At 70.1% G+C, this 26,007-nt stretch carries 21 protein-coding genes and 1 tRNA gene; 11 read left to right on the plus strand and 11 right to left on the minus strand.

Translation table 11 applies throughout. The features are described 5' to 3' along the window. Positions 1 to 74: 74 nt before the first annotated feature. Entirely contained in the window at positions 75 to 1,907 is a 1,833-nt protein-coding gene (locus ACZ6S0_RS09080) for a PP2C family protein-serine/threonine phosphatase (RefSeq protein WP_465914897.1), read from the minus strand. 88 nt (positions 1,908 to 1,995) lie between these two features. Here ACZ6S0_RS09080 and ACZ6S0_RS09085 point away from each other — a divergent pair, with 88 nt between their 5' ends. After that, positions 1,996 to 2,715 (plus strand): ANTAR domain-containing protein, encoded by a 720-nt coding sequence (locus tag ACZ6S0_RS09085; RefSeq protein ID WP_465914899.1) that lies wholly within the window; start codon positions 1,996 to 1,998, stop codon positions 2,713 to 2,715. Between the two features lie 63 nt (positions 2,716 to 2,778). Here ACZ6S0_RS09085 and ACZ6S0_RS09090 read toward each other — a convergent pair whose 3' ends face one another. Next, positions 2,779 to 3,135 carry an STAS domain-containing protein gene (locus tag ACZ6S0_RS09090; protein WP_465915240.1) on the minus strand — a complete coding sequence of 119 codons (357 nt, stop codon included), beginning with the start codon at positions 3,133 to 3,135 and terminating at the stop codon, positions 2,779 to 2,781. Positions 3,136 to 3,311: 176 nt separating this feature from the next. Here ACZ6S0_RS09090 and ACZ6S0_RS09095 point away from each other — a divergent pair, with 176 nt between their 5' ends. Beyond that, the gene (locus ACZ6S0_RS09095; RefSeq protein WP_344888212.1) at positions 3,312 to 4,082 is read left to right on the plus strand and encodes a SigB/SigF/SigG family RNA polymerase sigma factor; all 771 of its coding nucleotides are present in this window, start codon (positions 3,312 to 3,314) and stop codon (positions 4,080 to 4,082) included. 235 nt (positions 4,083 to 4,317) lie between these two features. After that, complete coding sequence (locus ACZ6S0_RS09100) at positions 4,318 to 4,701, plus strand: ATP-binding protein (protein WP_465914902.1); 384 nt, start codon at positions 4,318 to 4,320, stop codon at positions 4,699 to 4,701. 43 nt (positions 4,702 to 4,744) lie between these two features. On the opposite strand, the gene ACZ6S0_RS09105 is transcribed toward ACZ6S0_RS09100, so the two are convergent. Then, positions 4,745 to 4,948 (minus strand): hypothetical protein, encoded by a 204-nt coding sequence (locus ACZ6S0_RS09105; protein ID WP_465914904.1) that lies wholly within the window; start codon positions 4,946 to 4,948, stop codon positions 4,745 to 4,747. A 623-nt stretch (positions 4,949 to 5,571) separates the two neighbouring features. Further along, complete coding sequence (locus ACZ6S0_RS09110) at positions 5,572 to 5,997, minus strand: hypothetical protein (protein WP_465914906.1); 426 nt, start codon at positions 5,995 to 5,997, stop codon at positions 5,572 to 5,574. Positions 5,998 to 6,093: 96 nt separating this feature from the next. Here ACZ6S0_RS09110 and ACZ6S0_RS09115 point away from each other — a divergent pair. The 3 genes from ACZ6S0_RS09115 to ACZ6S0_RS09125 all read left to right on the plus strand — a co-directional run bounded on the left by ACZ6S0_RS09115 (position 6,094) and on the right by ACZ6S0_RS09125 (position 9,429). Next, positions 6,094 to 6,170, plus strand: a tRNA-Pro gene (locus ACZ6S0_RS09115). Positions 6,171 to 7,301: 1,131 nt separating this feature from the next. Continuing rightward, complete coding sequence (locus tag ACZ6S0_RS09120) at positions 7,302 to 7,901, plus strand: hypothetical protein (protein WP_465914908.1); 600 nt, start codon at positions 7,302 to 7,304, stop codon at positions 7,899 to 7,901. A gap of 616 nt (positions 7,902 to 8,517) precedes the next feature. Further along, a complete protein-coding gene (locus tag ACZ6S0_RS09125) occupies positions 8,518 to 9,429 on the plus strand; it encodes a hypothetical protein (RefSeq protein ID WP_465914909.1) in 912 nt (303 codons plus the stop codon). A 145-nt stretch (positions 9,430 to 9,574) separates the two neighbouring features. Here the strand turns inward: ACZ6S0_RS09125 and ACZ6S0_RS09130 are convergent, their stop codons facing one another. Beyond that, positions 9,575 to 13,192: an nSTAND1 domain-containing NTPase gene (locus ACZ6S0_RS09130; protein ID WP_465914911.1), complete on the minus strand. Its 3,618-nt coding sequence runs from the start codon at positions 13,190 to 13,192 to the stop codon at positions 9,575 to 9,577. A 429-nt stretch (positions 13,193 to 13,621) separates the two neighbouring features. Here ACZ6S0_RS09130 and ACZ6S0_RS09135 point away from each other — a divergent pair, with 429 nt between their 5' ends. Both ACZ6S0_RS09135 and ACZ6S0_RS09140 read left to right on the plus strand, forming a co-directional pair. Further along, positions 13,622 to 14,107 (plus strand): hypothetical protein, encoded by a 486-nt coding sequence (locus ACZ6S0_RS09135; protein WP_465914913.1) that lies wholly within the window; start codon positions 13,622 to 13,624, stop codon positions 14,105 to 14,107. A gap of 2 nt (positions 14,108 to 14,109) precedes the next feature. After that, positions 14,110 to 16,977, plus strand: a complete 2,868-nt coding sequence (locus ACZ6S0_RS09140) for a M48 family metalloprotease (RefSeq protein ID WP_465914915.1) — start codon at positions 14,110 to 14,112, stop codon at positions 16,975 to 16,977. Between the two features lie 83 nt (positions 16,978 to 17,060). On the opposite strand, the gene ACZ6S0_RS09145 is transcribed toward ACZ6S0_RS09140, so the two are convergent. The 3 genes from ACZ6S0_RS09145 to ACZ6S0_RS09155 form a co-directional block, all read right to left on the minus strand. Beyond that, the gene (locus ACZ6S0_RS09145) at positions 17,061 to 17,987 is read right to left on the minus strand and encodes a phosphotransferase family protein (RefSeq protein WP_465914917.1); all 927 of its coding nucleotides are present in this window, start codon (positions 17,985 to 17,987) and stop codon (positions 17,061 to 17,063) included. A 36-nt stretch (positions 17,988 to 18,023) separates the two neighbouring features. Next, on the minus strand, positions 18,024 to 18,356 hold the full coding sequence (locus ACZ6S0_RS09150) for a hypothetical protein (RefSeq protein ID WP_465914921.1): 333 nt from the start codon (positions 18,354 to 18,356) through the stop codon (positions 18,024 to 18,026). 195 nt (positions 18,357 to 18,551) lie between these two features. Further along, the gene (locus ACZ6S0_RS09155; RefSeq protein WP_465914923.1) at positions 18,552 to 19,355 is read right to left on the minus strand and encodes an NAD-dependent epimerase/dehydratase family protein; all 804 of its coding nucleotides are present in this window, start codon (positions 19,353 to 19,355) and stop codon (positions 18,552 to 18,554) included. A gap of 105 nt (positions 19,356 to 19,460) precedes the next feature. On the opposite strand from ACZ6S0_RS09155, the gene ACZ6S0_RS09160 reads away from it, so the two are divergent. The 3 genes from ACZ6S0_RS09160 to ACZ6S0_RS09170 all read left to right on the plus strand — a co-directional run bounded on the left by ACZ6S0_RS09160 (position 19,461) and on the right by ACZ6S0_RS09170 (position 22,327). Next, positions 19,461 to 20,588: an L-talarate/galactarate dehydratase gene (locus ACZ6S0_RS09160; RefSeq protein ID WP_465914925.1), complete on the plus strand. Its 1,128-nt coding sequence runs from the start codon at positions 19,461 to 19,463 to the stop codon at positions 20,586 to 20,588. A 300-nt stretch (positions 20,589 to 20,888) separates the two neighbouring features. Next, complete coding sequence (locus ACZ6S0_RS09165; protein ID WP_465914927.1) at positions 20,889 to 21,671, plus strand: FadR/GntR family transcriptional regulator; 783 nt, start codon at positions 20,889 to 20,891, stop codon at positions 21,669 to 21,671. Positions 21,672 to 21,781: 110 nt separating this feature from the next. After that, positions 21,782 to 22,327 carry a GNAT family N-acetyltransferase gene (locus tag ACZ6S0_RS09170; RefSeq protein ID WP_465914929.1) on the plus strand — a complete coding sequence of 182 codons (546 nt, stop codon included), beginning with the start codon at positions 21,782 to 21,784 and terminating at the stop codon, positions 22,325 to 22,327. 18 nt (positions 22,328 to 22,345) lie between these two features. Here ACZ6S0_RS09170 and ACZ6S0_RS09175 read toward each other — a convergent pair whose 3' ends face one another. The 3 genes from ACZ6S0_RS09175 to ACZ6S0_RS09185 are packed head-to-tail and all read right to left on the minus strand — an operon-like array spanning position 22,346 to position 25,988. After that, positions 22,346 to 23,203 carry a hypothetical protein gene (locus ACZ6S0_RS09175; RefSeq protein WP_465914931.1) on the minus strand — a complete coding sequence of 286 codons (858 nt, stop codon included), beginning with the start codon at positions 23,201 to 23,203 and terminating at the stop codon, positions 22,346 to 22,348. Next, on the minus strand, positions 23,200 to 24,471 hold the full coding sequence (locus tag ACZ6S0_RS09180; protein ID WP_465914932.1) for a glucarate dehydratase family protein: 1,272 nt from the start codon (positions 24,469 to 24,471) through the stop codon (positions 23,200 to 23,202). The genes ACZ6S0_RS09175 and ACZ6S0_RS09180 overlap by 4 nt, the downstream gene beginning before the upstream one ends. Next, entirely contained in the window at positions 24,468 to 25,988 is a 1,521-nt protein-coding gene (locus ACZ6S0_RS09185) for a tripartite tricarboxylate transporter permease (protein WP_465914934.1), read from the minus strand. Before ACZ6S0_RS09185 ends, ACZ6S0_RS09180 begins: the two co-directional genes overlap by 4 nt. Positions 25,989 to 26,007 lie beyond the last annotated feature (19 nt).

Consider the following 26,007-nt stretch of genomic DNA (forward strand, 5'->3'; position numbering starts at 1 on the left):
TGCCTGCGTCTTAGGCACGTCGTTCTCCGATTTCGACCATACCCAGGTATCCGGCGATCGCAAACCACCGCAGATCAGACACCTCGGAGCGCGAAAACCACGATCTCATCCCAGACCCGGCCTCCCGAGAACGCGTGCCGGTCCGCCTCCACCGTCTTGACCACGGTGGACGGCGACTGCCCCGCGCACCGGCTGAGCACGTCGGCCAGCCGCTCCTCCCCGTACGGCTCGCCGCGCTCGTCGCGCGAGGAGACCAGGCCCTCCGAATAGAGCACGAGCGTCTCCCCCGCGGCCACCGTCAGCGTCTCCACCTCGGTCTCCGCCTCCGGCGAGATGCCCAGCGGCACCCCGCCGCCCGCGGTGAAGCGCACACCGCCGTCCGGCTGGAGCATCGCCGCAGGATGGTGCCCGGCCGACGACAGCCGGATCTCGCGCCCTCTGACGAACCCCGCCACCGCCATCACGAACATGCCCGTGCCCTGCGCGACCAGGGCCTCGTTGACCTTGCGCATCACCAGGTCGGGATCGGACTCCCAGACGCTGAGCACCCGCAGGCCGCCGCGTACCATGGCGCTGACCGAGGCCGCCTCCTCGCCCTTGCCCGCCGCCCCGCCCAGCGCGAACCCCCACCCGTGCGCGACGGGGAACACGTCGTAGAACTCGGCCCCCACCGAGGATCCCGGGTGGTAGACGGCCGCCGCCTCGTAGCCGGGCACGTCGGGCAGGTTGCGCGGGGCGACGCTGGCCGACAGCGCGTCGGCGGCCCGCGAACGGCTCTGGAAGCTGCCCTGCGCGCGTACGGCCAGGCCGATCTGCAGGCCCACCTCCTGCATGACGGCCAGGTCGGCCAGCGCGTACGGGGGCTTGTCGAGCGTACGCACGAGCGTCAGCACGCCGTCGGAACGCCCGATGGGCACGCACACCAGCGACCCCGCGCCCATCGCCGTCAGCAGCGGCCCCTCGGCGCAGAAGCCGAGCAGCGTCTCGTCGTCCACCATCTCCAGCACGACGCCGGAGCCGCGCTCCAGCACCTGCGCCACCACCTGGCCGCCCGCTGGATCGGCCGACTCCACCTGCCGTACGAGGTCGCCCAGCGGCTGATCCTTGGGCGCCATGACGGACGAACGGCGCGGCGTCCCGTCGCGTACCATGTCGGCGATCACCCAGTCGGCCCACTCCGCCGCCAGCAGCCGCATCGCCCGCTGCAGCGCGACCGGGCGCAGCAGCGCCTCCTCGTCCAGCAGCAGCCCGGCCATCCTGGTCAGCAGGTCCTGCCGCCTGGCCGCGGCCAGCAGCAGCGCGCCGTCGGTCAGCTCGGGCCGCCGCGCGCCCGGCTCGGGGAGCCGCACCTCGGTCGGCAGCGCCACCGCCGCCACCATCTGCTGCGGCTCGCCCGGCATCGTCAGCCTGGTCAGCGCGAGCTGCACGGTGTGCGTGCGCCCCTGGTGCGCCAGCCTGGTCTCGAACGCCGTCGGCTGCCCGGTCTGCAGCACCGACGTCAGGTGCGAGCGGAACGCCGCCCGCCGCGACACGTCCACCAGCAGCGGGAACGACCGGCCCACGAGATAGCCGTCGGGGCTGCCCAGCAGGCGCGCGGTCTCGGGGTTGATCCGCCTGACCACACCGCCGCCGTCGAGCACGATGACCGGCACCGGGAAGGCCCGCAGGACCTGGCGCAGCAGCTTCAGCTCCCGCTGCGTGCCGTCCTTCTTGCCGCCCGCGCGCTTGGGCGCCTTGCGCAGCTCCTCGCGGGCCTCGGCCAGCAACTCGGCGGCGGTGTCCAGCTCGGCCAGCGCGGCGTCGAGCGTGGGCGCCAGGTCGGCGGGGTATGCGGCCCTCGCGTCATGCAACGAGGACACGCGTGCGGTCAGCGCGTCCAGGGCGTGTTCGAGGTCCGGCATGGTCATGGTCTGACGCTACGCCACCCGGGATAATGCCAGCCATAAGGGGTAGAAGCATCTTGCTATGGAATCAGCCGGGTAGAACCCTTTCACCATGGAATCGACCGCTATGATCACCCCCGGTCTCGCCCGCGATCTCGCCGCGCTGGGCAGGCTGGGCGAGGGCACCTCGACGGAGAGCGTGCTGCGCGGTCTCACCACGGCGCTGGCGGCGGGCGTACCCGGCTGCTCGGGGGCCTCCGCCGAACACTGGCGCGACCACCGGGTGCTGGTCTCCGGCTCGCACAGCGAGCTGATCCTGCTCGTCGAGGGCGAACGCGAGCTGGGGGAGGGCCCCTCCATCGAGGCCAGGCAGAGCGGCGGGCGCGCCACAGTGACAGATGTGCTCAAAGAGACGCGCTGGCCGCGTTACGACGCGCTGGCCACCCGCTGGGGCGTGCGCTCGGCGCTCGTCGTGCCCATCGAGGCGCCGCCCGCGCTGCTGGTCGTCGGGCTCTACTCGGTACGCCCGGGGGCGTTCTCCCCCCAGGGGGCCGGCTTCCTCGCCGACATGCTGGCCGAGCAGGTCGGCGTGGCCATGGCGAACATCTGGGAGTTCGAGGAGGTGCGTACCGACGCCGCGCAGCTCCAGGAGGCCCTGGCCGGACGGGCGGTCATCGACCAGGCCAAGGGCCTCATCATGCAGACCAGCGGGTGCACCGCCGAGGCCGCCTTCGAGGAGCTGCGCCGGATCTCCCAGCACCACCAGGTCAAGGTGGCCGACCTCGCCAGGCTCCTGGTGGACGAGCACCAGCGCAAGTCTTCCGGCCGCTGACCCTGCTCCGGACCCCGTTCGCGGGCGGATCCTGTTTGCGGGCGGGACTTTGTGGGCGGGGCCCTATTTGCGGGCGGCCAGCGCGTCGTCCAGCGTGTCGTAGAGCGGCAGCCGCTGCGCCAGCCCCGTGATCCACATCACCTTGGACTTGGAGTACTCGACCCCGATCAGCGCGAACGTGGCCCCCGCCGCCAGGCTCGTCTGCCAGTGGTGCACGATCAGCCCGAGCGCGCGCGAGTCCATGAACGTCACCCCGGCCAGGTCGAGGATCAGGTCTGAGCCCGCCATCGCCAGATGGTCGGCGAACTGCGCGCGTGTCGTGGCGTCGAGCACGCCGTCGACCCTGACCACGGTGATCCCGTCGACAGTCGACGACGTCAGGCGCAGGGCCGCCACCGGCTCCCCGCCGTTCTCCGGCATTGTCACGGAGCAACCCTACTGTCCCGCGCGATCGAGGAATACTTCGCGCCACAGGGGGGGATACTGGAGGCGAAGTCCAGCAGAGGGCTTCGGTCTCGAGACCAGAGCGAGGCGTGCCTCTGCATGGGCTTTTTTGCTTTGCCGGAGGCCGCCTGCGATCCATATGAGGAGCAGCGATGGCTGTGCAGGAATACGTCCTCGAGGAGATGACCGCGGAAGAACTCCTGGCCGAGATGGCCGGGGAGCAGACACCCGACAGTCACAAGGAGCGCCTGCGCGAACGCATCGTCGAGATGCACAGGCCGCTCGCCATGGAGATCGCACGGCGCTACCGCTACCGCGGCGAACCGCTGGAGGATCTCCTCCAGGCCGCGTACGTCGGTCTGATGAAGGCCGTCAACGGCTTCGACCCGAGCCTCGGCCACGCGTTCAGGGGCTACGCGGTGGTGACGATGACCGGCGAGGTCAAACGGCACTTCCGTGACCGTACCTGGGCCATCCGGGTGCCCCGGCTTTACCAGGAGCGGCGCTCCGAGCTGAACCGGCTGGTCGCGGACCTCAGCCAGGACCTCGGCAGGTCCCCGACCGTGGCGGAGCTGGCCGCCAAGATGAACATCAGCGAGGAGGACGTCCTGCTGACGCTCGACGCCTCCGCCGCCTACAGCACGCTCTCGCTGGACGCGCCCCTGGGCACCGACGACGACGCCGCCTCGCTCGGCGACGTCATCCCGGAGGACGACGACACGCTGAGCACCATGGTCGACAGGGAGGCCGTCAAGCCGCTCATCGACGCGCTCCCGTCCCGCGAGAAGCACATCCTGCTGCTGCGGTTCTTCGGGAACATGACACAGGCCGAGATCGCGGCCGAGTTCGGCATCTCCCAGATGCACGTCTCGCGCATCCTCCGCAAGGTTCTCGACCAGCTACGGGCGGAGCTGGTCGGCTAGGGAGGACGGTCGCCGGGTGAACGAGGACGTCGAGCCTCCGTCGGGCCACACGGCCCCGCCACCCGGCACGCCCACAGTGGCCCCGCCACCCGGCACGCCCGCAGTGGCCCCGCCACCCGGCACGCCCACGCCGAGACCACCGGCCAGTGCGCCCGTGACAGGTCCGCCACCTGGCACGCCCGTGATGGGCCCGCCACCTGATGCGCCCCTGACAGGCCCGCCGCCCGCCACGCCCATGCCGGGACCGCCACCCGGCGCACCCGTCAGACAACTCACCTTCCGGCTGCCAGACCTGCCCGAAGTGCGGCGCTTCGCCGAGGACGAGGCCCGCGCGGTCGACATGCCCGACGAGGCCGTCGCCGACTTCGTCATCGCCGTCAACGAGGTGGCCACCAACGCCGTCACCCACGGGGCCGCCGACGCGCGCCTGCGCTCCTGGGCCGCCGACGGCGACCTGGTCATCGAGGTGCACGACGGGGGCACGTGGCAGCCCGGCCCAAGACCCGGCGCGGTGGGCGGGATGGGCCTGTGGGTGGCCCGCCTGCTGGCCACAGAGCTGACCCTGCGGACCGGGAACGGCGGCAGCACGGTCGTCATGCGCTTCCCCGGCAAGACCTGACCCTTCGACCCCGCCGTTCGATTACGCCGTTCGATGACGCCGCCTACCGGCGGGCGCGGCCGCGCCACTTGCCGGACCCGGTGCGGATACCGGCCGTGCCGACCCCCGCCTGGTGCAGAGCCAGCAGAGTCAGCCCCAGCAGGACGAACGTCATGCCGGAGAACCCGCCGGGAATCGACGCGCCTACCAGGTCGAGCAGGAAGCCCAACCCGAAGATGACGGCCGCGATGACTGCGAGCATGGTCATGTCACCTCGTTTCTTGATCCTGGTGTGACTTGGGTTCGATGGTGGTTCGGTGGGGTCTGATGGGGTCGGTGGGAACGTGCGCCGCCCCCTCCGTGGCCTCCGCGACACCTGGGCCGAGCCGCCTATGACCGGCTGGCTCACTGCGCTCGTCGAGCCCCGTGGACGCTGTGGGAACTTTGGGATCTCGTGAAGGGCGGGAGACGTCATTGGGGCCGTCGCCCTCGCTGGGGTCGATGAGCCGATCGCGCTCGGTGGTGCTGGTGGCCTCAATGAGGCGGTCGCGGTGTGGCGAATCGGTCGTGTTCTGACGTTGCGACGGCACTTTCAGCTCGTCGCCGCTCATATCGTTTCACCGTCCTCGCGTGGTGTCTGCGGTAACTCCTCGAACAGCACGCCGGCAGTGCACCAAGGGCTGCCGGAGTTCGTACTCGTCGGAGCCGAACGCGTTCGCGAAGCCGGGTGCGGCGCTTCCGCTGCGGCACGGGGTACCCCCACTGCGATGAGCGCCATCACCGCGACCACGACGACGACGGCCACCCAGGTCCAGGTGGTCATGATGTTCGCCTCCGGTCTCTGTGCCGAGACCGGTGACTGCCCTCGAAGGGCGGGCCGAAACCCCCGTCTCAGCGGGCTTCGAGCGCTTTCCTGGCCGCGTCCAGCACGTTCGCGATGTGGGAATCCGACGGCGGAGCCGGGATCTCGCTGAACCCCTCGGCGGCGTCGTACCGTACGTCGAGGCCGGAGTCGACGAGCCGTTGCGCCCACCGCAGCGCGGTGTTCAACCGCTCGGCCGCCGGCGGCTTGCCCTGCGCCGCCGCTGACAGGTTGCGCAGATTGGTGGCCGGCCCGGACTGGGAGTGCGCGCGGTCCAGCTTCCAGGGAAGGGCGGCACTGTGGTCGAGCATCGGCTTGGCCAGCCCGGCCGCCCGCTTCGCCTGCAGCACCCCGGACTCGCTGACCCCGAAGTGAGCGGCCAGCTCCTGCACGCTCCTGCCCTCGGTGACCAGCCGCGCCAACTCCTTCCGATCAATGGTCGGCTTACGCCCCACCTGGCCGCCTCCGCTCCCGCTTCACGTGTACGCGTGCACCTCCGATGTGCGCTAAGGTTATGACGTCCCGCCCCGCAGAGGGGCGGCCGACACGACCGGGACGTAGCGCAGCTTGGTAGCGCACTTGACTGGGGGTCAAGGGGTCGCAGGTTCAAATCCTGTCGTCCCGACCAGATTTTTTCTCTGGTCGATAAGGGTGTCACCTTTCTGGGTGGCACCCTTTCGCATTGGTGAGTGACCAACTGAGTGACTACCCTCTGAAGAGCGTGCCCATCTTCGCAGCTCCTTGCGGGAGTACAGGGCGGATCTGCTTGCGAGAGGCGGGCGATGTCCTCCGGGGGGACGCCGGAGTCGGACAGCAGCGAGACGAAGCCGCGCCGCATCTCGCGGGGCGTCCAGTAGTACGCGGGCATCCCGGCGTCCTTGACGATCTTCCGGAACGCTCTGCGTACGTTGTGGGCGTCAAGCGCTCGCTGCGCTCGCCACGGGGCTCCGGGTCGGATTGCCATGTTCCTGCGCAGGGCCATCCAGCCTCCGGCCATGGCCTGAATCTGCCACGCAGGGTAGTTGTTGATCAACTGCTGCAAGGTCACGGGCACGACTGCGCTCCGGCGACCGGCGTAGAGGATGTGTGAGCCTCCCGCAGTTGGGCGTAGCGGAGAGCGATTCGGTGGGCGGCCCGAGCAGGTTCGGTGGATGGGTGCGAGGCGTAGATGACTCGTTGTCGTCTCGCATCCCATGCTGATCGCCACCAGTACCGCCCGCCATGGCACCAGACGACTAATCCGGCCCAGACGGACACCAGTGCCAGACCGTAGCCATCATGCACGTCTGCGGAGACGCCATGAGCGGCGAGGGCCTCGGCCAGAGCTGCGGCGGTATGTGTCTCCAGCCGGGATGAAGAGGGGCTCACAGCGTCTGCTCCGCTGCGCCCTGCTTCTTCAACTGCTCGGCGAGCTGGGCGACGTCGTCCGCATCGATCGTCTGGCAGAGGCCGTGATCCACCTCTTGCGGGGATAGGCGTCGGCCGTTTCGCGTTGCCCAGAGACGCCCCGCAGAACTACGCCAAATGCACCAACCAGGAAAAGCCTCCTGGAGGTCTTCGAGAATTGCCGGTGTGGACATGGGGACAGCGTGCTTACCCAGGCGTTACGAACCCACCGCGTTATCAAGACGTCCAGGACGTTATGGAGTTACGCTCAAAACGTCCCTGACGTCCTCCGTTTCGAGGTGTGCCGTGGCCACCGCCCCCCTACGTGCGACACCAATGGGCCGCCGCAGAGGCACTAGGAATTGAGGCTACCGTGCTATGGCCAGACGCAATTCTCAATACGGTGAAAACAGGACCGGACAAGGAGGTGCTGACCGTTTACCCGTATCGGTCCGCATGCCCGAAATCAATCTGGCGCAATCTCATCAACTCGGCACGAAATGAGATCGTGTTCGCCGGTTACACGAACTACTTCCTGTGGCTGGAGCATCCGAACCTGGCGAAGGTCCTCAAGCGGAAGGCCCAGCAGGGCTGCAAGATCCGGTTTCTCGTCGGCGATCCGGAGAGTGACGTCACACGCAACCGTGAGGAAGTGGAGAACGTCCCGTTGACCGTCTCCACGCGTATCCGGATCACGCTGTCGGAGATCGAGCACCTCCGAGACGTCCCCGGCATCGAGGCCCGGTACGGTGACGAGCACATTGCCATGAGCGTGTTCCGGTTCGACTCGGAGATGCTCGTCACGCCACACTTGGCCAAGCTCGTCGGTCACGACTCGCCGATGCTGCACCTGCGGCGGTACCAGGACGACGGGTTGTTCGACCGGTTCGCGTACCACGCCTCTGAGTTGTGGAGCAATGGCCGTGACGTGTGGCAACAGCCCCAGCCCACAGGGCAGATCCTGGGTGACTGACTGAGTGACAACCGGCTCGGACGGCCCTGGACATGAGGGGATCGTACGGGACCGTAATCCCAGGTGGGGGCGGGTATCGATCGTGATCTCGCCCCCTTGTGACGTGCCTGGGGTCAAGGCGTCGCAGGTTCAAATCCTGTCGTCCCGTCCAGATTCTTGCTGGTCGAGCAGGGTGTCACTCTTCTGGGTGGCACCCCAAGTGAAGAGAGCGTCCAGCGCCGCAGCTCCTTGCGACAGTACGGGGCGGATCTGCTTGTGGTGGAGGGCTTCGGTGACGGTGGTGCTGCTGCGGGCGACGGTCGCGATTGACCATACTTCATTGAACGCAGTATGGTGCCGGGCATGTTGGAAAGATCCGCATTGGGGCTGATCGTGACAGCCGCGTCCACGGCCTCTGGCCGGGGCGAACGCCCCTTGCGGCTGACGCCGAGCGCTGCCGCAACAGTCGCCGGCCGGTCCCGCACGACCTGCCGGATCGGACGGTGGCCGGCTCGCAGGTGAGCCACGGAAGAAGCAGATCACGCGCGCCGGCGGGTGCGCCGGACGCCACCACGAGCCGTACGGGTGCCTCGGCGGTCGCGTGCGCGCGTGACGTCGGAATACGGGGAGAGCGACCATGAACACCATGAGAATGTCCGCCTTGGTGCTGGCTGCGACGGCCGTGCTCGGCGGCTGCGGGGGTGACGCCGAGCCGGCCGCCAAGAGCGCTGCACCTTTTTCGAAGTCGGCCCAAACGGTGCACGAGAAGCGGCGCCAGTTCGAGTCCGTCAAGGCCGACTGCATGAAGCAGAAGGGCTTCAGGTACATCGCCTACGTGCCACCGGAAGATCCCCTCACCGAGGAGGAGCGCAGGCGCAGAGTCGGCGACTATGAGGCGTTGAAGGCCCAGCGGGCGAAGTACGGCTTCGGGGTCTTCTCGCTGTTCGTCCACCCGAAGGGCCCGGACGCCCCCGCCAGCATGCCCGACCTTTCGGGGAGCGACCCCAACGGGAAGATCCGGGCGAAGCTCTCCCCGGCTCAGTACAAGAGCTACTGGAAGGCCGTGGACGCCTGCATCGTCGTCGCGGCCAAGCAGGTTCTCGGCAAGGAGGTGACGTCCGACATGGACCTGTTCGACCAGCTCGCCGCCGCCTCGGAGAAGGCGACTCAGCGCGAGATCGACGGCGACGCCGAACTGGTCAAGCTGGCATCGAGCATGGCCACGTGCCTGACGGGCAAGGGATACAAGGTTTCCGACACCAGGCCGGTGCAAATGGCGAACCGCGGCCGGCTCGCGTTCCTCGATCAGGAGGACGAGGTCGGCCGCAGGCAGCGCGAGAAGGATCCCGAGATGCCCTCGCCCCCCAGGAAGGGCGAGACCGTGCAGAAATTCGGGGCCCAGCTCACGGCTGCCCAGGCCAGACCGTACCTGGACAAGGAGATCAAGGCCGCTCTGGACGATCTGGAGTGCGGCAGGGACTTCTATCGGGTCTACACCCCCAAGTCGGAGTCCATCGCTCAGAAGATCGCCGAGGAATACAGCTACTGACGAGCCTCACCATGACGGTCCGTGATCTCCAGCGGCGTAGCTGTTCCGGGCCGCCACCGCCCTTGTCGTGGTGGCCGAGGGGCGTCGGCGGCCACCGGGGCAGGCGGCTCCAGGTGGTGATCGTTCGGGTTGCCGGTCGTGAAGGTCAGCAGGTTCGGCGGTAAGGGATCTCCGGGAGGTAAGTGCTCCAGTCAGCTTCGGACAGCGGGCCGAATTGGGCGCACAGCGCGGCTTTGATCCGGTCGGGTGCGATGAGGTGGGTGCGCAGGCGGCCCTTGTCGTCGAGGGCGATGACGGACGAACCGTCCGGGGAGAAGGCGAGGGTCTTGATCGTGCTGGTGGGGAAGTTGGTCAGCACGGGTGCGTAGGGGGTCCTGCTGGGCACGTGCCACAGCCTGATCTGGTCCGAAGATCTTTCGGCGATGGCGAGCAGGCTTCCGTCGGGTGAGAACCTCATCCAGCGGGGCAGTTCGCTGTTGATCCGGGCGCGGGCCAGGCGCAGGAGGGTGCGGCCATCGTAGGCGGTGAGGGTTTTGTCCATACCGACCTGGTCGGCGAGGACTCCGTTCTTGCTGAGCGCCAGGGGGCGAGTCAGCTCGGTGCTGGGGGCCGCCAGTCTCTCGCCGGTGGCGACGTCGACCACGCCCTGGTCGGGGGCGGAGACGACGGTCCGACCGTCGTGGCTGAAAAGGATCTGGGAGGTCTCGTCGAGCTGGGAGAACGCCACGACCCGGGCGGTCGCCTGTCGCCGGCCGGTGGAGGTGGCGCGGAGCCTTCCCGTTGGGACGTCCCACAGGTCGAGCCGGGTGGCGTAGCCGGTGAGGGTGGCCACCGCCAGCGTCCTGCTGTCCGGGGAGAACGCCACCGGAGTGCTGGTGCCGAGCCGGTGCCGGGTTCGCAGGGTGATCTTTCTGGTCGCAGAGGCGATGTCCCAGACGTCGATGTCGCCATTGGCGTTGAGGTAGGCGAGCAGCCGCCCGTCTTGCGACAGTTCGAATCGCCCGGGGTCCTTCCCCCAGTCGGGTTCGGGGATGGGCAGGGTCGCCCGGAGGGTGCGCCGGATGGGGTCCCAGATCTCCACGCCGCGGTAGTCGTAGCGGCGCAGCGCGATCGTCGTGCCGTCCGCGCTGGCCACCGCCGTGTCGAGGTGCTCGGGGATGAGTTGGACGGGGTCGCGGAGCGCGCTGAGCGACAGGACGACGGCACCGTCGCGGACACAGCGCAGCGTACGGTCTTCAGGGCCGAAGACGAAGTCGACACAGTTCGTGTCCGGGTACCGGTAGACCGGCTGGGTGAAGTAGGTCTCGTCGAGGTCCCAGATCGTGGCGCCCACGTTCAGGTAGCGGCTGTCGGAGCTGAAGCCGAGGTGACCCGTCGTTTCTGGCGGGATCGTCAGCCACCTCACTTCGGGGCCATTTTTGCCGATTCTGCCGCTCTTATCGACTTTGTCGAGATGGATGATCGCCAATGAGTTGTTGCCGCGTTGTCGTACTGCCAGGATTTCGCCGTCGGGGCCGGCGCTCAGGTCGGTGATCGGTTCCCCGTCCAGGATGAGCCGTTTCCTGGGCGTTCGTCGACCGGTCTCCAGATCGCGCCATTGCAGCGTCGACCCTTGCGCGAAGATCAGATGATTGCCGTCTCCCGCCGCCAGGCCGCCGGGGTGCTCCCAGACGGGCTTTCCCGTGGTGGTGTCCCACACCTTGGTGCGCAGCGTCTTGCCACTGCCTTCGGGGCTGATCAGCCGGGTTCCCGTCTGGCTGAGCGCGATGTACGGAGTGGTGACACGAAAGGTGACCGGCCAGGCACGTCCGGTCGCGGTGTCCCAGATGCCGACGGTTCCGTCCTGCCGTACGACGGCCAGCACCTTGCCGTCGCCGCTCAGGGAGACGATCCTGGTGAAGCCCGATTCGGCGATCGGGGTTCCGGTCAGGGTGATGGTGCGCGTCACCTTCCGTTGATCCACGTCGATGATCTTCACCTCGTGGCCGAGTGACCGGGCGGCGGCCTCCAGGCGGCCGGTGTCGGTGGTGGTCCACTCCCAGTGGCCGTCGACTCCCTCGGGCCGATAGGTGTAGAGCTCCGGTTGGTGGTAGAGCATGACCAGGGCGCGGCGGGTGGCGTAGGCGTCAGGAGCGAGGCTCGCGGCGGCGACGGCCAACTGTTTGGCGGTGGCCGCGTCAACGAGGTGCAGTTGGTCGGCGGCCTGGCCGGCGACGCGCGTGGCGACGGACTCTTCGTCCTGGTAAGTGATGGTCTGGTCCCGCGCCGCCAGGGTCCGCCCTTGCGCGATCGCCGTGCCGGTGGCGACGGCGAGCAGGACGGCCAAGGCGGCGCTGAGCAGCGTCCGGTTGCGGCTCGTACGCCGGACGGCGCGTATCGAGTGGTCGAGGAAGGAACGTTCGAGGAGATCCGGCGTGAGGCGCCGGGGCCCGGCCAGGGCGTAGGAGACCGCTTCGTCGAGTGCGGCGCCCTGCAGCAGGTCGACGCTCTCCTGGCCGTGCAGGTGCCAGCGGCGCGCGGCGTCGGAGAGGGCGTGGTGGGTGGTGAGGACCGCGCGGTCCGACTCCAGCCAGTCACGCAGCCGCGGCCACGCCGACAGCAGCACCTCGTGGGTGATCTCCACGGTGTCCTGGTCCTGGGTGAGCAGGCGGCTGTGCGTGAAGGCGGCCAGGACCGTGGCGGTCGAACGGCTGCCGAACTCCGGGCCGAGGAGACCGGCGCCGGCCACGCGACGCCGGACACCGTCGACGCCGCCGCTGATGGTCACCAAGCGCAGGAACAGGGCCCGGACCATCCGCTGATCCGCCTCGTCCAGGCCGGTGACGATGCGCTCGGCGGTCGTGGCCACGGCCCGCTCGATGCCGCCGGTGACACGGTAGCCGTCGATGGTCAGGGTGTGGCCGTGCCGCTGCTGCCAGGTGGTGCGCAAGGCGTGGGCCAGCAGCGGCAGACGCCCGGCCGCGTACCCGTCACCGGTGGTGGCCCCAAGATCGCCGAGCAGGCGCTCGACCAGCCCCGGCTCGACCTCCACGTCCACGTCCCGGGCCGGGGACAGGATCGCTTCGCGTAGTTCGTCCTGCGACATCGGCCCGACCCGCACCTGGCTGTCCTGCAGCCCCGCCCACAACCGGGGGTGGTCGGCGCAGCGGGCGTGGAATTCCGAGCGCAGGCCGCAGACGACCAGCGCCACCGGAGAGCCGCCCTCGGGGTCGGGGCCGGCCAGCTCGGTGATCATCTCGATGAAGCGGCGCCGCTCCGGCTCGTCCGGGCACTGGGTGAACAGTTCTTCGAGCTGGTCGACGATCACGACCAGGCGTGGCCCGCCGGCGTCCGGATCGGCGTCATCGACGCGAAGCGACTCGTGCAGCAGCCGTGCGCACTGCCGGCCCCCCGCCTCGATCGCTTCACCGGCCTGCTCGGGCCCGACGCCGGGCAACGTCGCCAGGCTCGCCCGCAAGGCCGCCATCGGCTGGGCCGTGGGCGTGAACAGCAGCCGTGGCCAGTGCCGCGATCCGGGAAGGGCGCCGTCTTCCAGGGCGGGCAGCAACCCGGCCCGCAGCAGCGATGACTTCCCCGCCCCTGAGGGGCCCACGACCATCAGCGGGCCGCCGTGCTCTGCGTGCTCGTCCAGGCGCGCGGTCAGCTCTGTGAGCAGCCGGTCCCGGCCGAAGAACCAGCGGGCCTCCTCGGGCCCGAACGGGGCCAGCCCCGGGTAGGGGCAGAGGTCCACCGCCTCGCCCGAACGGGCGCGCCTCGGATCCATCCCCGCCCTTCTCCACGTACGAGCTCGATCGGCGAGGGCCACCGTAGCCGCCGATGCCCTGTCGCGTAGGCGGAATGCGCAATGCGCATACCCCGGAATATCGGGACGAGGGCGATCACGCGCTCCTATTTGCTTTAGGGATCTCCTTTTGGCTCGATCCATCGTCGAAAAGAGCCGGGCGGCCGGCAGTTATGGCCCGCCCGGATTCGACAATTGGGGCGGATATTCGGGGCTGCGATTTGGTGAGCGTGAATCCGTAAAGTGCGTGAGTTTCGCCTGTGGTCCTCAGGCGCCTTCGGCCATAATGGTGCTCCTGCACGGCGCCATGTCCATCGCAGAACGTGACAAAGCGGGAATGCCATGAGTTCTGAAGCAGCTTTACCCAGCAGCGACGACACGCATCGTGCGAGCGGGACCAGAGTGCTCGACGTGGTCCGCGACGTGGTGGCCGAGGTCGCGCCCGAGGAACTCGTGCTTGTCGACGGGCTGGCCGGGCTCGACGACGACGCGGTCCTGCGGCGGCTGGGCCGCAGGCGCGGCCGGCGCGAGCCGCTGGGGTTCGGCCTGGGTGAGGTCGCGGTGCTGGTGACTCCGGTGGTGTGGCTCGTGCTCGACGAGGCCGCGCGGCGGATCGGGGGCGCGGCGGGGGACGGCGCGGTCAACGGGACGAAAGCCGTGCTGCGTAAGCTCTTGCGCAGGCCGGCCACGGCCGCGGTCGTCCCCGACCTGACCCGTGAACAGCTTGCCGAAGTCCACCAGCAGGTGGTCGAGACCGCCGTGAAGCACGGTCTGGAGGACAGCCGCGCGCGGCTCATCGCCGACGCCGTGGCGGGCAGGCTCGCACTGGCCGCCGCAGGGGACGACGCCGAAGAGCCGGACGGCCCGGACGGCGACGGCACCGCGGGCCTGGACTAGCGATGGCGGGCGTGGTGGCCTCGCCACGAATCGACGAACGGGCGATGGCGGCAGGCACGACCACGAGGTTCACCCTGCTGCTGGTCCTGCTGGTGGTGAGCAGCGGCTCGATGATGCAGGCCGTGACCGACCGGTTCTACGGCGCATCCGACTACGGCTGCCTGCTCGCCGCCGGAGGCGACCCCAACCAGGGCGTGGGCCAGGCGAACGCCGCCAGGATTCTTTCGTACTTCGACGCCTACCAGACATGCAGGGATCGGTACGAGCCTGGGGCGCCGTTGTGGCTGACCCTGTTGTGGCCGGCCCTGCTGGTGACCGCGACCGTCGCGCTGTTCTGGTGCCTGCCCCGGTGGAGGGCACGGCGCGGCCGGCTCGTTCCGCTGGAGATGATCGACCGCGACGGCGAGATCCGGGGCAGGCTGGAGAAGTTCGCGGAGGACGCCGGGCTGGACCGCGTGCCGCGAGTCGTCGTCGACCCGGCGGCGGCCTCCACCAGCGCAGTGGTGTTCGGGAGCAATCGCCGGCCGATCGTGTGCCTGCACGGCGGCCTGCTCGCCCGCAGGAACACCGACCGCGACGCCTTCCGAGCGGTGGCCCTGCACGAGTTCGCCCACGTCCGCAACGGCGACGTCACTCTCACCTACGCCACCATCGCCGTGTGGCGAGTGTTCGTCGCCCTGGTGCTCCTGCCGTACGTCATCTGGCAACTCGCCGCGATCCCCACTTCCGCGCGGTTGCGGTTCTGGTCTGCCGACGTACCGCATGCGACGCGTGAGCTGCTGCTCGCGGCCGTCATGGTCACGCTGGTCTATCTCGCCCGGTCGGACGTGCTGCGCAACCGGGAGATCTACGCCGACCTCGCCGCGGTGCGCTGGGGCGCGGATTCGCGCGGCTGGGCGTCCAAGACATCCGACCAGGCCGGGGGCGGGCTGCGGCGGGCACTCGGCTCCTTCGTCGAACTGTGGCGCGCCCATCCACGCTGGGAACTGCGTCGGAATGCTCTGGCCGACCCGGCGGCGCTGTTCGGTGTGCAGGCCCTGCCGATGTTCCTGACCGGGGCCGCCGCCGTGCTGATCGACACTCAGGCGAGGTCCTACTGGTCATTCTCCGTCAACACCGTGGCTGCCCAGACGACGGTTGCGCTGGTGGCGGCGGGCCTGGCCACCGGGGTGGCCGGGACCGCGCTGTGGCGGGCCGTGGCCTACGCCGTGCACGGCGGGGGCCGCATGCCCTCCGGTGTGCGTGCGGGGCTGTGGCTGGGAGCCGGCCTGGTGGTCGGTGAGTTGTTCCTGAACCGGGTCGCGGTCGGGCAGTGGGTGCCGAACCACCCGCTGGTCCTGGCGCTGGTGCTGTTCGCCGGAGCGGCGTTCGGCTGGTGGACCGCGCAGTGCGCTCAGCTCTGGGTCAGGGCGTGGCCGGGACCCACCATCCGGCCGGCCATGCTGCTGGGCCTGGCGGCCGCGTGGCTGGTGCTGACTTCGTGGTTCGCGTGGTGGTCGAGCCAGGGCACAGTGCTGGTGAGCATGGGGCTGATCTACGGTGCCGGGGTGGCTCGGGTGTTGCAGGACACCTTCGGCGCCTTTCCCGGCGACGATTCGGCCATGCTGTCCGTGATCGGCGTGGTGCTGGAGCCGCTGTCGGGCCTCACCGGGCCCCTCGTCCTGTCCGCGGTCGTGGCCCTGTGGGTGGTGCCGCTGCTCGCCTGGACGCTCGGTACGCCCACGGTCCCGCCCCGCTGGGTGTTCGGCGTCGTGGGCGGGGCGGGCAGGCGGGCGGAGCCGGGGGAGGTGGTGCCGCCGCTTCGGCGCGTGCTGCTGGTCGCGCCGGCGGGCGTGCTGACGTGCTGGGCCGCCATCGCGGTCGTGATGGGGTACATGCACACCTGGCAGTCCCCGTCCGGGCGACAAGAGCCCTACTACGTCCTGGTCTACCTGGCGTGGACGCTCGTGGCCCTGGTGGCGGGGTCCGCGGCGGCCGCCGTCGCCGCGAGCGTCCTGGCACGCCGCTACCGGCTGCTCGTCGCGCTGATCACCGCCGAGAGCGTGGCCTTGGGCGGCCTCGTCGGCCACTTCGTGCTCATCGCCGCGGACGGATGCCTCCAGCCGCTCAACACGCTGGCGACCAGTTGCCAGTGGCGGCCGGGCGTGGCCTGGCCGCTCGTCCACACCCTGCTGGGCTCTGTCCTCGTGCTCACCGCGATCGCCGCCGTCATCGCGGCCGCGATCGTGTCGGCGGCCCACAGGGCGCGGCGGTCCAGAACGGAAGGCGCGCTCCCCGAACCGCGACCGGGAGGGGCGCGGAGCGGGCTCACCGCACGTCGCCTCTGCGTGTTCGCGTTGTCCGCCGCGGCGGTGGCGGCAACGGTGGCGGCAACCGTGGCGGCGACGGGACCGCAGGGCTCGTCCGGGGGCGCCCCCGGGATCGAGGTGCGGCAGATGGTGTCCGTCGACGAGGTGGCCGTACCCGACACGACGAGGAACCTGCAGGTGGCGGCCTGGTGGTTCCGCGGCGGGATGGACCTGCAGAATCGCTACATCACCGTCATCAAGCGTCTCATCGCGGCCCAGAAAGATGCCGCGGACTCGAGGAACGGCGACATCGACCCGGCCCTCCTCCGCCCCCTGTGCGGCGACTTGGGGCAGATCGCCCGCGACGCCGGCCGTTACTTCCCGGCCCCCGATCCCGAGATCCAGGGCCTGTGGCGGACGTTCATCACCCAGACGGAGAGAGCCGGCGGGAACTGCAGGCAGAGCCTGGACCACGACGACGGCGACCTCTTCATCGCGTTCACGAGAGAATTCAACGAGGCGGCGGAAGCCCTCGTGTCGATCGCACGCCGGGTCGTCGAGGCGGGACAGGCCGCCTTTTAGGGCCCGTACGGCCAGGAGAAGCGGAGGGCTCCCGGGCCTGCGCACGGCGACGCGGTCGGACGTGCCGGAGGGCCGGTGCTGGATCAGGTCAGATCGGCCCAAGGGGCCGGCGGGGCTGAGGTGAAGAAGCGGAGCAGGGCCAGGAGGCGGCTGGCGGGAGGGGCGGTCCAGTGGCGTTCGTCCGGGCGCGGGACGGGGTCGGCCAGGCGCCCGAGCGCCCAGGTGAGGTGGCACCACAGGACGCGGGCCTCCCAGGTCGCCGAGCCTGCCTGGCCGGTCTCCTGCCGGTAGCCGTCGAGCATGGCCGGGACGCCGGTGAGGGGGACCTTGGCGAAGTCGACGGCAGGGTCGGCCCATTGGGCGTCCCCCCAGTCCACGATTGCGTTGAGCTGAGCGGGCTTCGGGGAGACGAGCAGGTTCTGCGGCGCGAGGTCGCCGTGGACCAGGACCAGAGGCGGGTTCGCGGGGAGATGCTCCGAGAGCCGGTCGAACCAGCCGCTGAGCCAGCGGGCGGTGTCGATGTCGAGCCAGCCTTTCATCAGAAGGCGGTCGGTGAGCGCCCAGGGGTCTGCGGCGTCGTCATCCGTGGGGACGGCAGGAAGGGCGGGCGCGGTGTCCGGGGACAGCCGGTGCAGCTTGGCCAGCTCTTGTCCGGCCTGGAGGAAGACGCGGTCTGTGTCCGAGGCAGGCAGGTCGAGGCTCGCGAGGTCGGCTCCCCGGGCTCGGGTGAGCACCATGTAGGGCACGTCCACCACCGAGCAGGTGTCGTCGAAGGCGACGACCCGCGGAGTGCGTACGCCCGCACGCAGGGCGACGGGGATGACCGCGGCCTCCTTGACCAGGTCAGGGAGAAACCGCCTGGTTCGTGGGATGCGCAGCACCAGGTCGTCTCCGAGCAGGAAGACGCGGTTGGCCACCCCCGCGGGCAGGGGACGCACCTGCTCGGCGGTCGTGCCGTGCCGACTGGCGATGGCGGCCAGGGTTTCGTCGCTCGGCTCGTGTTCCAGCATGGTCGAGCATGCTGACACGGACGGCCGGGAGCTGTCTCACCGTTTTTCGGCGTTCCCGCCAGGGGGTGCCGCGTGCCGGGCGATGTGGAAGCTTCTGACGTGGTCGACGCGTCCGGTCTCGGCAGGGTGCACTTGATCTACGGGGAGGCCCTGGCAATCTCCCCCGGAGAAGAAGTAGGCGCTCTGGCCGGTGAGGTTGCGAACGAGCCGCGACCCGTCGTTCGAGCTGAGGGGGTGGCAGCCGCTCGGGTTCTCGTAGTGGCGGTCGTCGATGATGAGCAAGCCCCTCGCGGCCTGTGCCGGAGCGAGCGGAGCCATGGCCATGACACCTGCGGCGGCCAGGGTCACGGTGGTGGTTGGGATACGCATGCGGGTTCCTTCGGCGGACACGGCCGAGATGCGGCCCTTACTGTGATCACCTTATGTGGTTATATGGCGACTGTCAGTAATGTTGGGCTGTGTTGGTCTTAAGGAGTGCTCGTTCTGCGCCACGTGTGCCCGGCCAATGGTTAAGTGCCTTTCTCCGGGGTGGGATCGCTTGGGATGGCCGTGTGGCTGAGCGGTCTATTCCTGTGCTCGGGTGAGGTGCCGCAGTGTGTACGCCGGGGAGGCGAAGGCGCCGCCCTGTGGCCGGTCGTCGGTGAAGAAGGCGTCGGCGGCCGGGAGGCGGTGTGCGTACGTCTCGGCGTTGTCCTGGGGGTGGTAGGGGAGCCGGTCGTCGAGGGTCCAGAAGCGGCGGGTGTTGGCGGAGACCGCGTAGGCCGCGGTGAAACCGGGAGCGGGGGCCGTCAGGGCGGCCCAGAAGAAGCCGGCGCAGTCTCGCGGGCTCAGCCAGGTGGCCAGGTGGCGGGGCTCGGCGGGCTCGGGTTCGAGGCTGCCGATGCGCAGGCACACCACGTCCAGGCCGAACTTGTCGGTGTAGAGGCGGCCCAGGGCCTCCATGGCGGCCTTGCTGACGCCGTACAGGCCGTCGGGGCGGGGTGGCAGGTCGGCCGGGATCGTCTGGGCGGCCGGGTAGCAGCCGGTCAGGCGGTTGCTGCTGGCCAGCACGACGCGCCCGACGCCCGTGCGGCGGGCCGCCTCCAGGACGTGGTGGGTGCCCTGGACGTTGGCCTCCAGCAGGTCGGGGAGCGGGGCCTCGTCGGGGACGCCCGCCAGATGGACGATCGCGTCGGCGCCCTCGACGATCGGCAGGAGGTCGGTGACGCCGGTCAGCGTCGTGGTGTGGACCCGTTCGTTGGCCGATCCGGCGGCGAGCGGGGCGCGGTCGACCGAGATCAGGCGGTGGAGCCGGCGGCGCAGGGGCTCGCGCAGCACGGACCCGACGCGCCCGGCGGCACCGGTGAGGACGACCGTTTCGACTGTCATGGGAGATGAGTGTGCCATCGGGTCCCGACATTTCGAGGTTGTCATATGACTTATGGATTCATACGATGACTTGGAAATCGCGCCGCCGACCCCCGAGGACCCTTCATGGCTTCCGACCGCATACGTCACGTCGCTCTCTCCTCCGTCACGCTCCCGCTGGACGTACCCGTCAGCGACGCCAAGGTGCTCACCGGGCGGCAGAAGCCCATGACCGAGATCGTCTTCCTGTTCGCCGAGATCACCACCGAGGACGGGCTCTGCGGCACCGGCTTCGGCTACTCCAAGCGGGCGGGCGGCCCGGCCCAGTACGCGCACGCGAAGGAGGTCGGCGCGAACCTCATCGGGCAGGACCCGTCGGACATCGGCAGGGTGTACGAGTCGTTGCTCTGGGCCGGGGCGTCGGCCGGCAGGTCGGGGGTCGCGACGCAGGCGCTGGCCGCCGTCGACGTCGCGCTGTGGGACCTGAAGGCCAGGCGTGCCGGGCTGCCGCTGGCCAAGCTGCTCGGCTCCTACCGTGACTCCGTCAGGACGTACAACACCTCGGGCGGGTTCCTGCACGCGCCGGTCGAGGAGGTGAAGGCGCGGGCGACGCAGTCATTGGAGAGTGGCATCGGGGGGATCAAGATCAAGGTGGGGCAGCCGGATATGCGGGAGGATCTGCGGCGGTTGGGGGCGGTGAGGGAGCATCTGGGGGAGGGTGTTCCGTTGATGGTGGATGCGAATCAGCAGTGGGATCGGGTGTCGGCGTTGCGGTTCGGGCGGGCGGTGGAGGAGTTCGGGCTGGTGTGGATCGAGGAGCCGTTGGACGCCTACGACGCCGAGGGGCACGCGCAACTCGCCGCCGCCCTCGACACGCCCATCGCCACCGGGGAGATGCTCACCAGCGTCGCCGAGCACGTACGGCTCATCGAGGCCCGCGCCGCCGACATCATCCAGCCGGACGCCCCCCGCGTCGGCGGCATCACCCCCTTCCTGCGGCTGGCCACGCTCGCCGATCACGCGGAGCTGCAACTCGCCCCCCACTTCGCCATGGAGATCCACCTCCACCTGGCCGCCGCCTACCCGCGCGAGCCGTGGGTCGAGCACTTCGAGTGGCTCAACCCGCTCTTCAACGAGCGGCTGGAGACGCGTGACGGGCGGATGATCGTCCCGGACCGGCCAGGGCTCGGGTTCACGCTCAGCGAGCAGTGCCGCGCGTGGGTGGTGGACAGCGTCGCGTTCGGGAAGGCGTGAGGCGGGCGTGGGTGACCGGATCGCGTCAGTACGGTTCGGGCGGTACGCCGTCCCGCTCGCATACGCGGTGAGCGACGCCGAGGTGGCTACGGGGCGGCAGCGGCCGCTGTCCCCGGATCGGTCGAGGAGGTGAAGGCGCGGGCGACGCAGTCGTTGGAGCGCGGCATCGGGGGATCAAGGTCAAGGCGGTCACGCCGCACTTCGTGATGGAGATCCACGTGCACCTGGCCGCCGCCTACCCGCGTGACTCCTGGGTCGAGCACATCGAGTTCCCGGTCGGCGGCCGGTAGATTGTGCCCCGTGCCGCCAGAGCCCGTGCCGACGAACCCGGTGCCGACGAACCCGGTGCCGACGAACGCGGTGCCGCCGGACCGCAAGCTCGACCGTGACACCGGGCGCGGGCTCGCGTACGAGCTGGTCGAGCGGCTCAAGGCCCGCATCCTGGCCGGGGAGATCGCGCCCGGCCAGAAGCTGCCGACGGAGTCCTCGCTCATCCAGGAGTTCGGCGTCAGCCGTACGGTCGTGCGCGAGGCCGTCTCACGCCTGCAGGCGGCGGGGCTGGTCGAGACCTTCCAGGGGCGCGGCTCGTTCGTGCTCACCCTGCCGCCTTCCACGGCCTTCTCGGTGGAGGCGGCGCAGGTCCGTACGCATCGCGACGTCCTCGACATGATCGACTTCCGGATCGGGGTCGAGTCGGAGGCGGCCGGGCTGGCGGCGGAGCGGCGTACCGAGCCGCAGCTCAAGGCCGTTGAACGGGCACTGGTCGATCTGGGGGGCACCGGCGGCCGCGGGCAGCCCGCGAACGCCGTCGAGGCCGACTTCGAGTTCCACCTCAAGATCGCGCTGGCGTCGGGGAACCGGTTCTACTCGGACCTGCTGGCGTCGCTGGGGCCGATGATGATCATGCTGCCGCGTACGCGGCTGGAGCACGTCTACACGGTCACCGACGCCTCCCACTTCACCCGGGTGACGCTGGAGCACGAGAACATCTACCGGGCCATCGCCGACCAGGACGCGGCGGCGGCCCGGGCGGCGATGCGGCTGCACCTGTCCAACTCCCGCGCCCGCCTCCAAGCCCCTTAGCCGCGGCGCTCGGGGGCGCTCAGGCCGTCGGCGACGTCGTCCACCTCCAGTCCGCGCACGAGCGCACCCGCGACCGCGTCTTGTCGGGGCCCTTTGCCACAATCCATGCCATGACGAGCAAGAATGCCCCTGAGTTGCGCCAGTTCTGGCACCGGGACCAGATCGACACCGAGTTGTCGCGTGAGCTGATCGACTGCTGGGTCGAGGTCAGCAATGCCGGTGGGGCGGTGGGGTTTCCGTTCCCGCCGGTGACCGCGGAGGAGGTCGCCCCGGCCGCCGAGCGGCTCATCGCGGGTCTGCATCCCGACCACAGCCGCCTGGTCGTGGCCATGGTCGGCGGCGTCCTGGCGGGCTGGCTGAACGTCCGTCGCGATCCCCATCCGCTCGTCGCGCACTGGGGCACGTTGCACCACGTCCAGTCGCACCCCGCCTTCCGGGGACGCGGCGTCGGGTCTGCCCTGATGGACTACGCCCGTCAGGTCGCCCGTGCGGACATGGCTCTGGAACAACTGCACCTCGCCGCCCGGTCCGGGATGGGTCTGGAGCACTTCTACGGTGGTCTGGGCTTCGAGGAGATCGGCCGCCGCCCCGGCGTCCTGCGACTGGCGCCAGGTGACGACCGGGACGAGATTCTCATGGTCCTGACGCCGCTGTGACGGTTCCGTCGCCGCCGATCAGGTGCCGGGGCCGGCGTCCGCAGGAAATCGTTCCCTCAGCAGGCCGGTGACACGGGCGAAGCGGGCCAGTTCCTCCTGAGGGACGGTCTTGCCCGGGCCTCCGAGGAGGGCCGACGCGGACAGCCGGAAGATCAGGGCCCTGACCAGCATCTGGAGCCCGTCGCGGCCGGGAAGCGCGCTGTCGATGAGTGCTGGGGCCGCGTCGTGGTAGAGGAGGCCGTCGGCGACGACTATGGCTTCGGCGTACCCGGCGGGCCGCCAATAGGGCGAGAAGTCGATCACGGCGGGCGGTTGCCCCGGCTGCAGCAGCACATTTCCCGTCAGATCCCCGTGCACGAGCTGACTCGGTGCGTCCACGGGACGCATGAGCGCCCGCAACGTCGTCAGCAGCCCGTTCGTGTGAGCCTGGGCCACCGGGCCGATCTCGTCCCATGCGATGCGGTCGGCCACCGCCCAGGGATGCCGGCGCCGGTCGAGCAGGCCGGGCCGGGGCAGGTGACGCAACGCCTGGTGAAAGGCCCGGCCGGCGGCCAGCAGCGTCGCCCACTCACCGGCGGGCCCCGCCTGGCCCGCCACGAACTCGTAGCCCGCCCACCCGGCCACGACGTGGCTTCCGTCGTCCGCGCGACAGGGCCGGGGGACTCGGAACTCCGCCGAGGGAGCCAGACCCGCGAACACCTCCGCGGACCACTCGGCCTCTTCCACGTCGTCGACCGGCTTCAGGATCGCGTTCCCGGCTCGGAAACTCTGCCCCTGGCCGCCCGTGAGCGGGTGCGCCGTACCCGTGAGGTGGAAGGCCGCGAGCGCGCCGGCCGGGGGAGCCCAGGATCGGGGCCGGACGTCCTCGCCGGTCACCAGCGGGCCGTGTTGGGGACGAAGGCGGGCACGACCGTACGCATGTACGCCGTGTCCTCCCGCCCCCGCTGCCCGCACCTCACGTACTGCTCGTGCAGGGCGGCCAGCGCGTCCTCGTCCAGTTCGACGCCCAGCCCCGGGCCGGTCGGCACGGCCACGCCGCCCTCGCGGAACTCCAGCACCCCCGGCTTGACGACCTCCTCCGTCTTCCACGGGTAGTGCGTGTCGCAGGCGTAGGTGAGGTTCGGGGTGGTGGCGGCCAGATGGGTCATGGCCGCCAGGCTGACCCCGAGGTGGGAGTTGGAGTGCATCGACAGCCCCAGGCCGAACGTCTCGCAGATGCCCCCGAGCAGCGCCGAGCGCCGCAGGCCGCCCCACAGGTGGTGGTCCGAGAGCACCACCTGCACGGCGTCGGCGGCGACCGCGGGCTTGAGGTGCTCGAAGGCGATGACGCACATGTTGGTGGCCAGCGGGAGGCCGGTGTGCCGGGAGAGCGCCGCCATGCCGTCGATGCCGGGGGTCGGGTCCTCCAGGTACTCCAGGACGCCCGCGAGCCGGTCGGCCACCCCGATCGCGGTCCCGACCGTCCAGGCGCCGTTCGGGTCGAGGCGCAGCGCGTGCCCGGGGAAGGCCGCGGCCAGGGCCTCGACGGTCTCGATCTCGTGCTCGGGCGGGTGCACGCCGCCCTTGAGCTTGATGGCGGTGAAGCCGTACTCCGAGACCATCCGCCGCGCCTGGGCGACCATCTGCTCGGGCGTGCGGCCCTCGCCCCACGTGTCGTCGTCGTGCCCGGGGTGGCCCGCCCACTTGTAGAACAGGTACGCCGAGTACGGCACCCGCCCGCGTACGGCCCCGCCCAGCAGGTCGCTCACCGGCCGCCCCAGCGCCCTGCCCTGCAGGTCGAGCAGCGCCACCTCGAAGGGCGCCACCACGGTGTCCACGGCGCTGGAGACCTCCAGCATGCCGCCGAAGCTCGCGCCCGCCCCGCCCGTCGAGGCGCCCAGGGTCTCGACCACGAGGCGGCGCAGGGCGTTGAGGTCGAAGACGTCCGCGCCGGGCAGGGCCGCGGCCACCGCCTCCAGCCGGCCGAGGTGGGCCTGGTCGGCGTACGTCTCGCCGAGTCCCACCAGGCCCTCGTCGGTGTGGACCTGGACGATCGCGCGCAGGACGTACGGCTGGTGGACGCCGACCACGTTGAGCAGGGGCGGGTCGCGGAAGGCGACGGGGGTGACGGTGACCCGGCTGACCCGCCCGGCCGCGACGGTCATGAGATCTTCTCCTTCACGGGGTCGGAGGCAGGGGCGGACGTCCTGCGGCGCAGGGCCGTGCGGAGCAGCGGCCACACGGCCACGAGCAGGACCAGGGCGAGCACCGTGCCCGAGATGGGCCGGGTGAGGAAGCCGGTCGGGTCGCCGCCGAAGATCAGCAGCGACTGCCGCGCCGAGTTCTCGATCATCGAGCCGAGCACGAACGCCAGCACGAGCGGCCCCGGCTCGAAGCCGAACTTCTTCATCAGGTACCCCAGCAGGCCGAACGCGATCACCAGGAAGACGTCGTAGATCTGGTTGTTCACCGTGTACGCGCCCAGCAGCGTGATGAGCACCGTGATCGGCGCCAGGATCGCCGGACGGACCCGCAGGATCTTCACGAACAGCCCGACCATCGGAATGCTCATGATCAGCAGCAGGATGTTGCCGAGGTACATCGAGTTGACCACGCCCCAGAACACGTCCGGGTGCTCGGTGACCAGTTGCGGGCCCGGCTGGATGCCCTGGATGAGCAGCGCGCCGAACATCAGGGCCATCGTCGCGTTCGCCGGGATGCCCAGCGTGAGCAGCGGGATGAAGGACGAGGTGGCGGCGGCGTTGTTGGCCGTCTCCGGCGCGGCCACGCCTTCGATCGCGCCCCGGCCGAAGCGCTCGGGCCGCTTGGCCCGCCGCTTCTCCAGCGCGTACGCGGCCAGCGACGACAGCACCGCCCCGCCGCCCGGCAGCACGCCGAGCACGAACCCGACGAGCGAGCCGCGCCCGATCGCGCCCTTGGCCTGCCCGAGGTCCTGGCGGGAGGGCCAGACGTCGCCGACCTCGGCGGGGGAGTCCACCGCCTTGTGCCGCTGCTCCAGGTTGTGCAGGATCTCGCTCAGGCCGAACAGGCCCATGGCGATCGGGATGAAGTCGATGCCCTCGGCGAGGTTGAGGCTGCCGAAGGTGAAGCGTTCCGCGCTGGTGAACGTGTCGCGGCCGACGGTCGCGATCAGCAGGCCGACGCAGGCCGCGATGACGGCCTTGAGCCTGTTGCCGTTGCCGACCGACGAGATCAGCAGCACGCCGAGGATGCCCAGGGCGGCGTACTCGGGCGGCCCGAAGTCGAGCGCGAACCCGGCCACGATCGGCGCGACCAGCGTCAGGCCGAGGATCGAGACCGTGCCGCCGATGAACGAGCCGATGGCCGCGATGCCCAGCGCGGTGCCCGCCCTGCCCCGTTTGGCCAGCGCGAAGCCGTCGAAGACGGTCACCACCGAGGACGCCTCGCCGGGCAGGCGGAGCAGGACCGAGGTGATCGTGCCGCCGTACTGGGCGCCGTAGAAGATGCCGGCCAGCATGATGATCGCGGACACCGGCCCGATGCCGTACGTGATCGGCAGCAGGATGGCGATCGTCGCGCCGGGCCCGAGGCCGGGCAGCACGCCGATGAGCATGCCGATGACGACGCCGACGAGGCAGTAGAGCAGGTTGGCCGGCTCGAGGACGACGCCGAAGCCGTTGAGGATCGGGGAGATGTCCATGCGACTTTCTCAGACGAGG

This window comes from Nonomuraea sp. NPDC051298 (genome assembly GCF_055586305.1).

Excerpts from the sequence above, each read along its gene's own strand:
- ACZ6S0_RS09095 (WP_344888212.1), top strand. The coding sequence starts at position 3,312 with ATGGCTGTGCAGGAATACGTCCTCGAGGAGATGACCGCGGAAGAACTC.
- ACZ6S0_RS09105 (WP_465914904.1), bottom strand. The coding sequence starts at position 4,948 with ATGACCATGCTCGCAGTCATCGCGGCCGTCATCTTCGGGTTGGGCTTC.
- ACZ6S0_RS09160 (WP_465914925.1), top strand. The coding sequence starts at position 19,461 with ATGGCTTCCGACCGCATACGTCACGTCGCTCTCTCCTCCGTCACGCTC.
- ACZ6S0_RS09185 (WP_465914934.1), bottom strand. The coding sequence starts at position 25,988 with ATGGACATCTCCCCGATCCTCAACGGCTTCGGCGTCGTCCTCGAGCCG.
- ACZ6S0_RS09170 (WP_465914929.1), top strand. The coding sequence starts at position 21,782 with ATGACGAGCAAGAATGCCCCTGAGTTGCGCCAGTTCTGGCACCGGGAC.
- ACZ6S0_RS09150 (WP_465914921.1), bottom strand. The coding sequence starts at position 18,356 with ATGCGTATCCCAACCACCACCGTGACCCTGGCCGCCGCAGGTGTCATG.
- ACZ6S0_RS09140 (WP_465914915.1), top strand. The coding sequence starts at position 14,110 with ATGGCGGGCGTGGTGGCCTCGCCACGAATCGACGAACGGGCGATGGCG.
- ACZ6S0_RS09125 (WP_465914909.1), top strand. The coding sequence starts at position 8,518 with ATGAACACCATGAGAATGTCCGCCTTGGTGCTGGCTGCGACGGCCGTG.
- ACZ6S0_RS09085 (WP_465914899.1), top strand. The coding sequence starts at position 1,996 with ATGGAATCGACCGCTATGATCACCCCCGGTCTCGCCCGCGATCTCGCC.
- ACZ6S0_RS09145 (WP_465914917.1), bottom strand. The coding sequence starts at position 17,987 with ATGCTGGAACACGAGCCGAGCGACGAAACCCTGGCCGCCATCGCCAGT.
- ACZ6S0_RS09090 (WP_465915240.1), bottom strand. The coding sequence starts at position 3,135 with ATGCCGGAGAACGGCGGGGAGCCGGTGGCGGCCCTGCGCCTGACGTCG.
- ACZ6S0_RS09100 (WP_465914902.1), top strand. The coding sequence starts at position 4,318 with ATGCCGGGACCGCCACCCGGCGCACCCGTCAGACAACTCACCTTCCGG.
- ACZ6S0_RS09155 (WP_465914923.1), bottom strand. The coding sequence starts at position 19,355 with ATGACAGTCGAAACGGTCGTCCTCACCGGTGCCGCCGGGCGCGTCGGG.
- ACZ6S0_RS09180 (WP_465914932.1), bottom strand. The coding sequence starts at position 24,471 with ATGACCGTCGCGGCCGGGCGGGTCAGCCGGGTCACCGTCACCCCCGTC.
- ACZ6S0_RS09130 (WP_465914911.1), bottom strand. The coding sequence starts at position 13,192 with ATGGATCCGAGGCGCGCCCGTTCGGGCGAGGCGGTGGACCTCTGCCCC.
- ACZ6S0_RS09080 (WP_465914897.1), bottom strand. The coding sequence starts at position 1,907 with ATGACCATGCCGGACCTCGAACACGCCCTGGACGCGCTGACCGCACGC.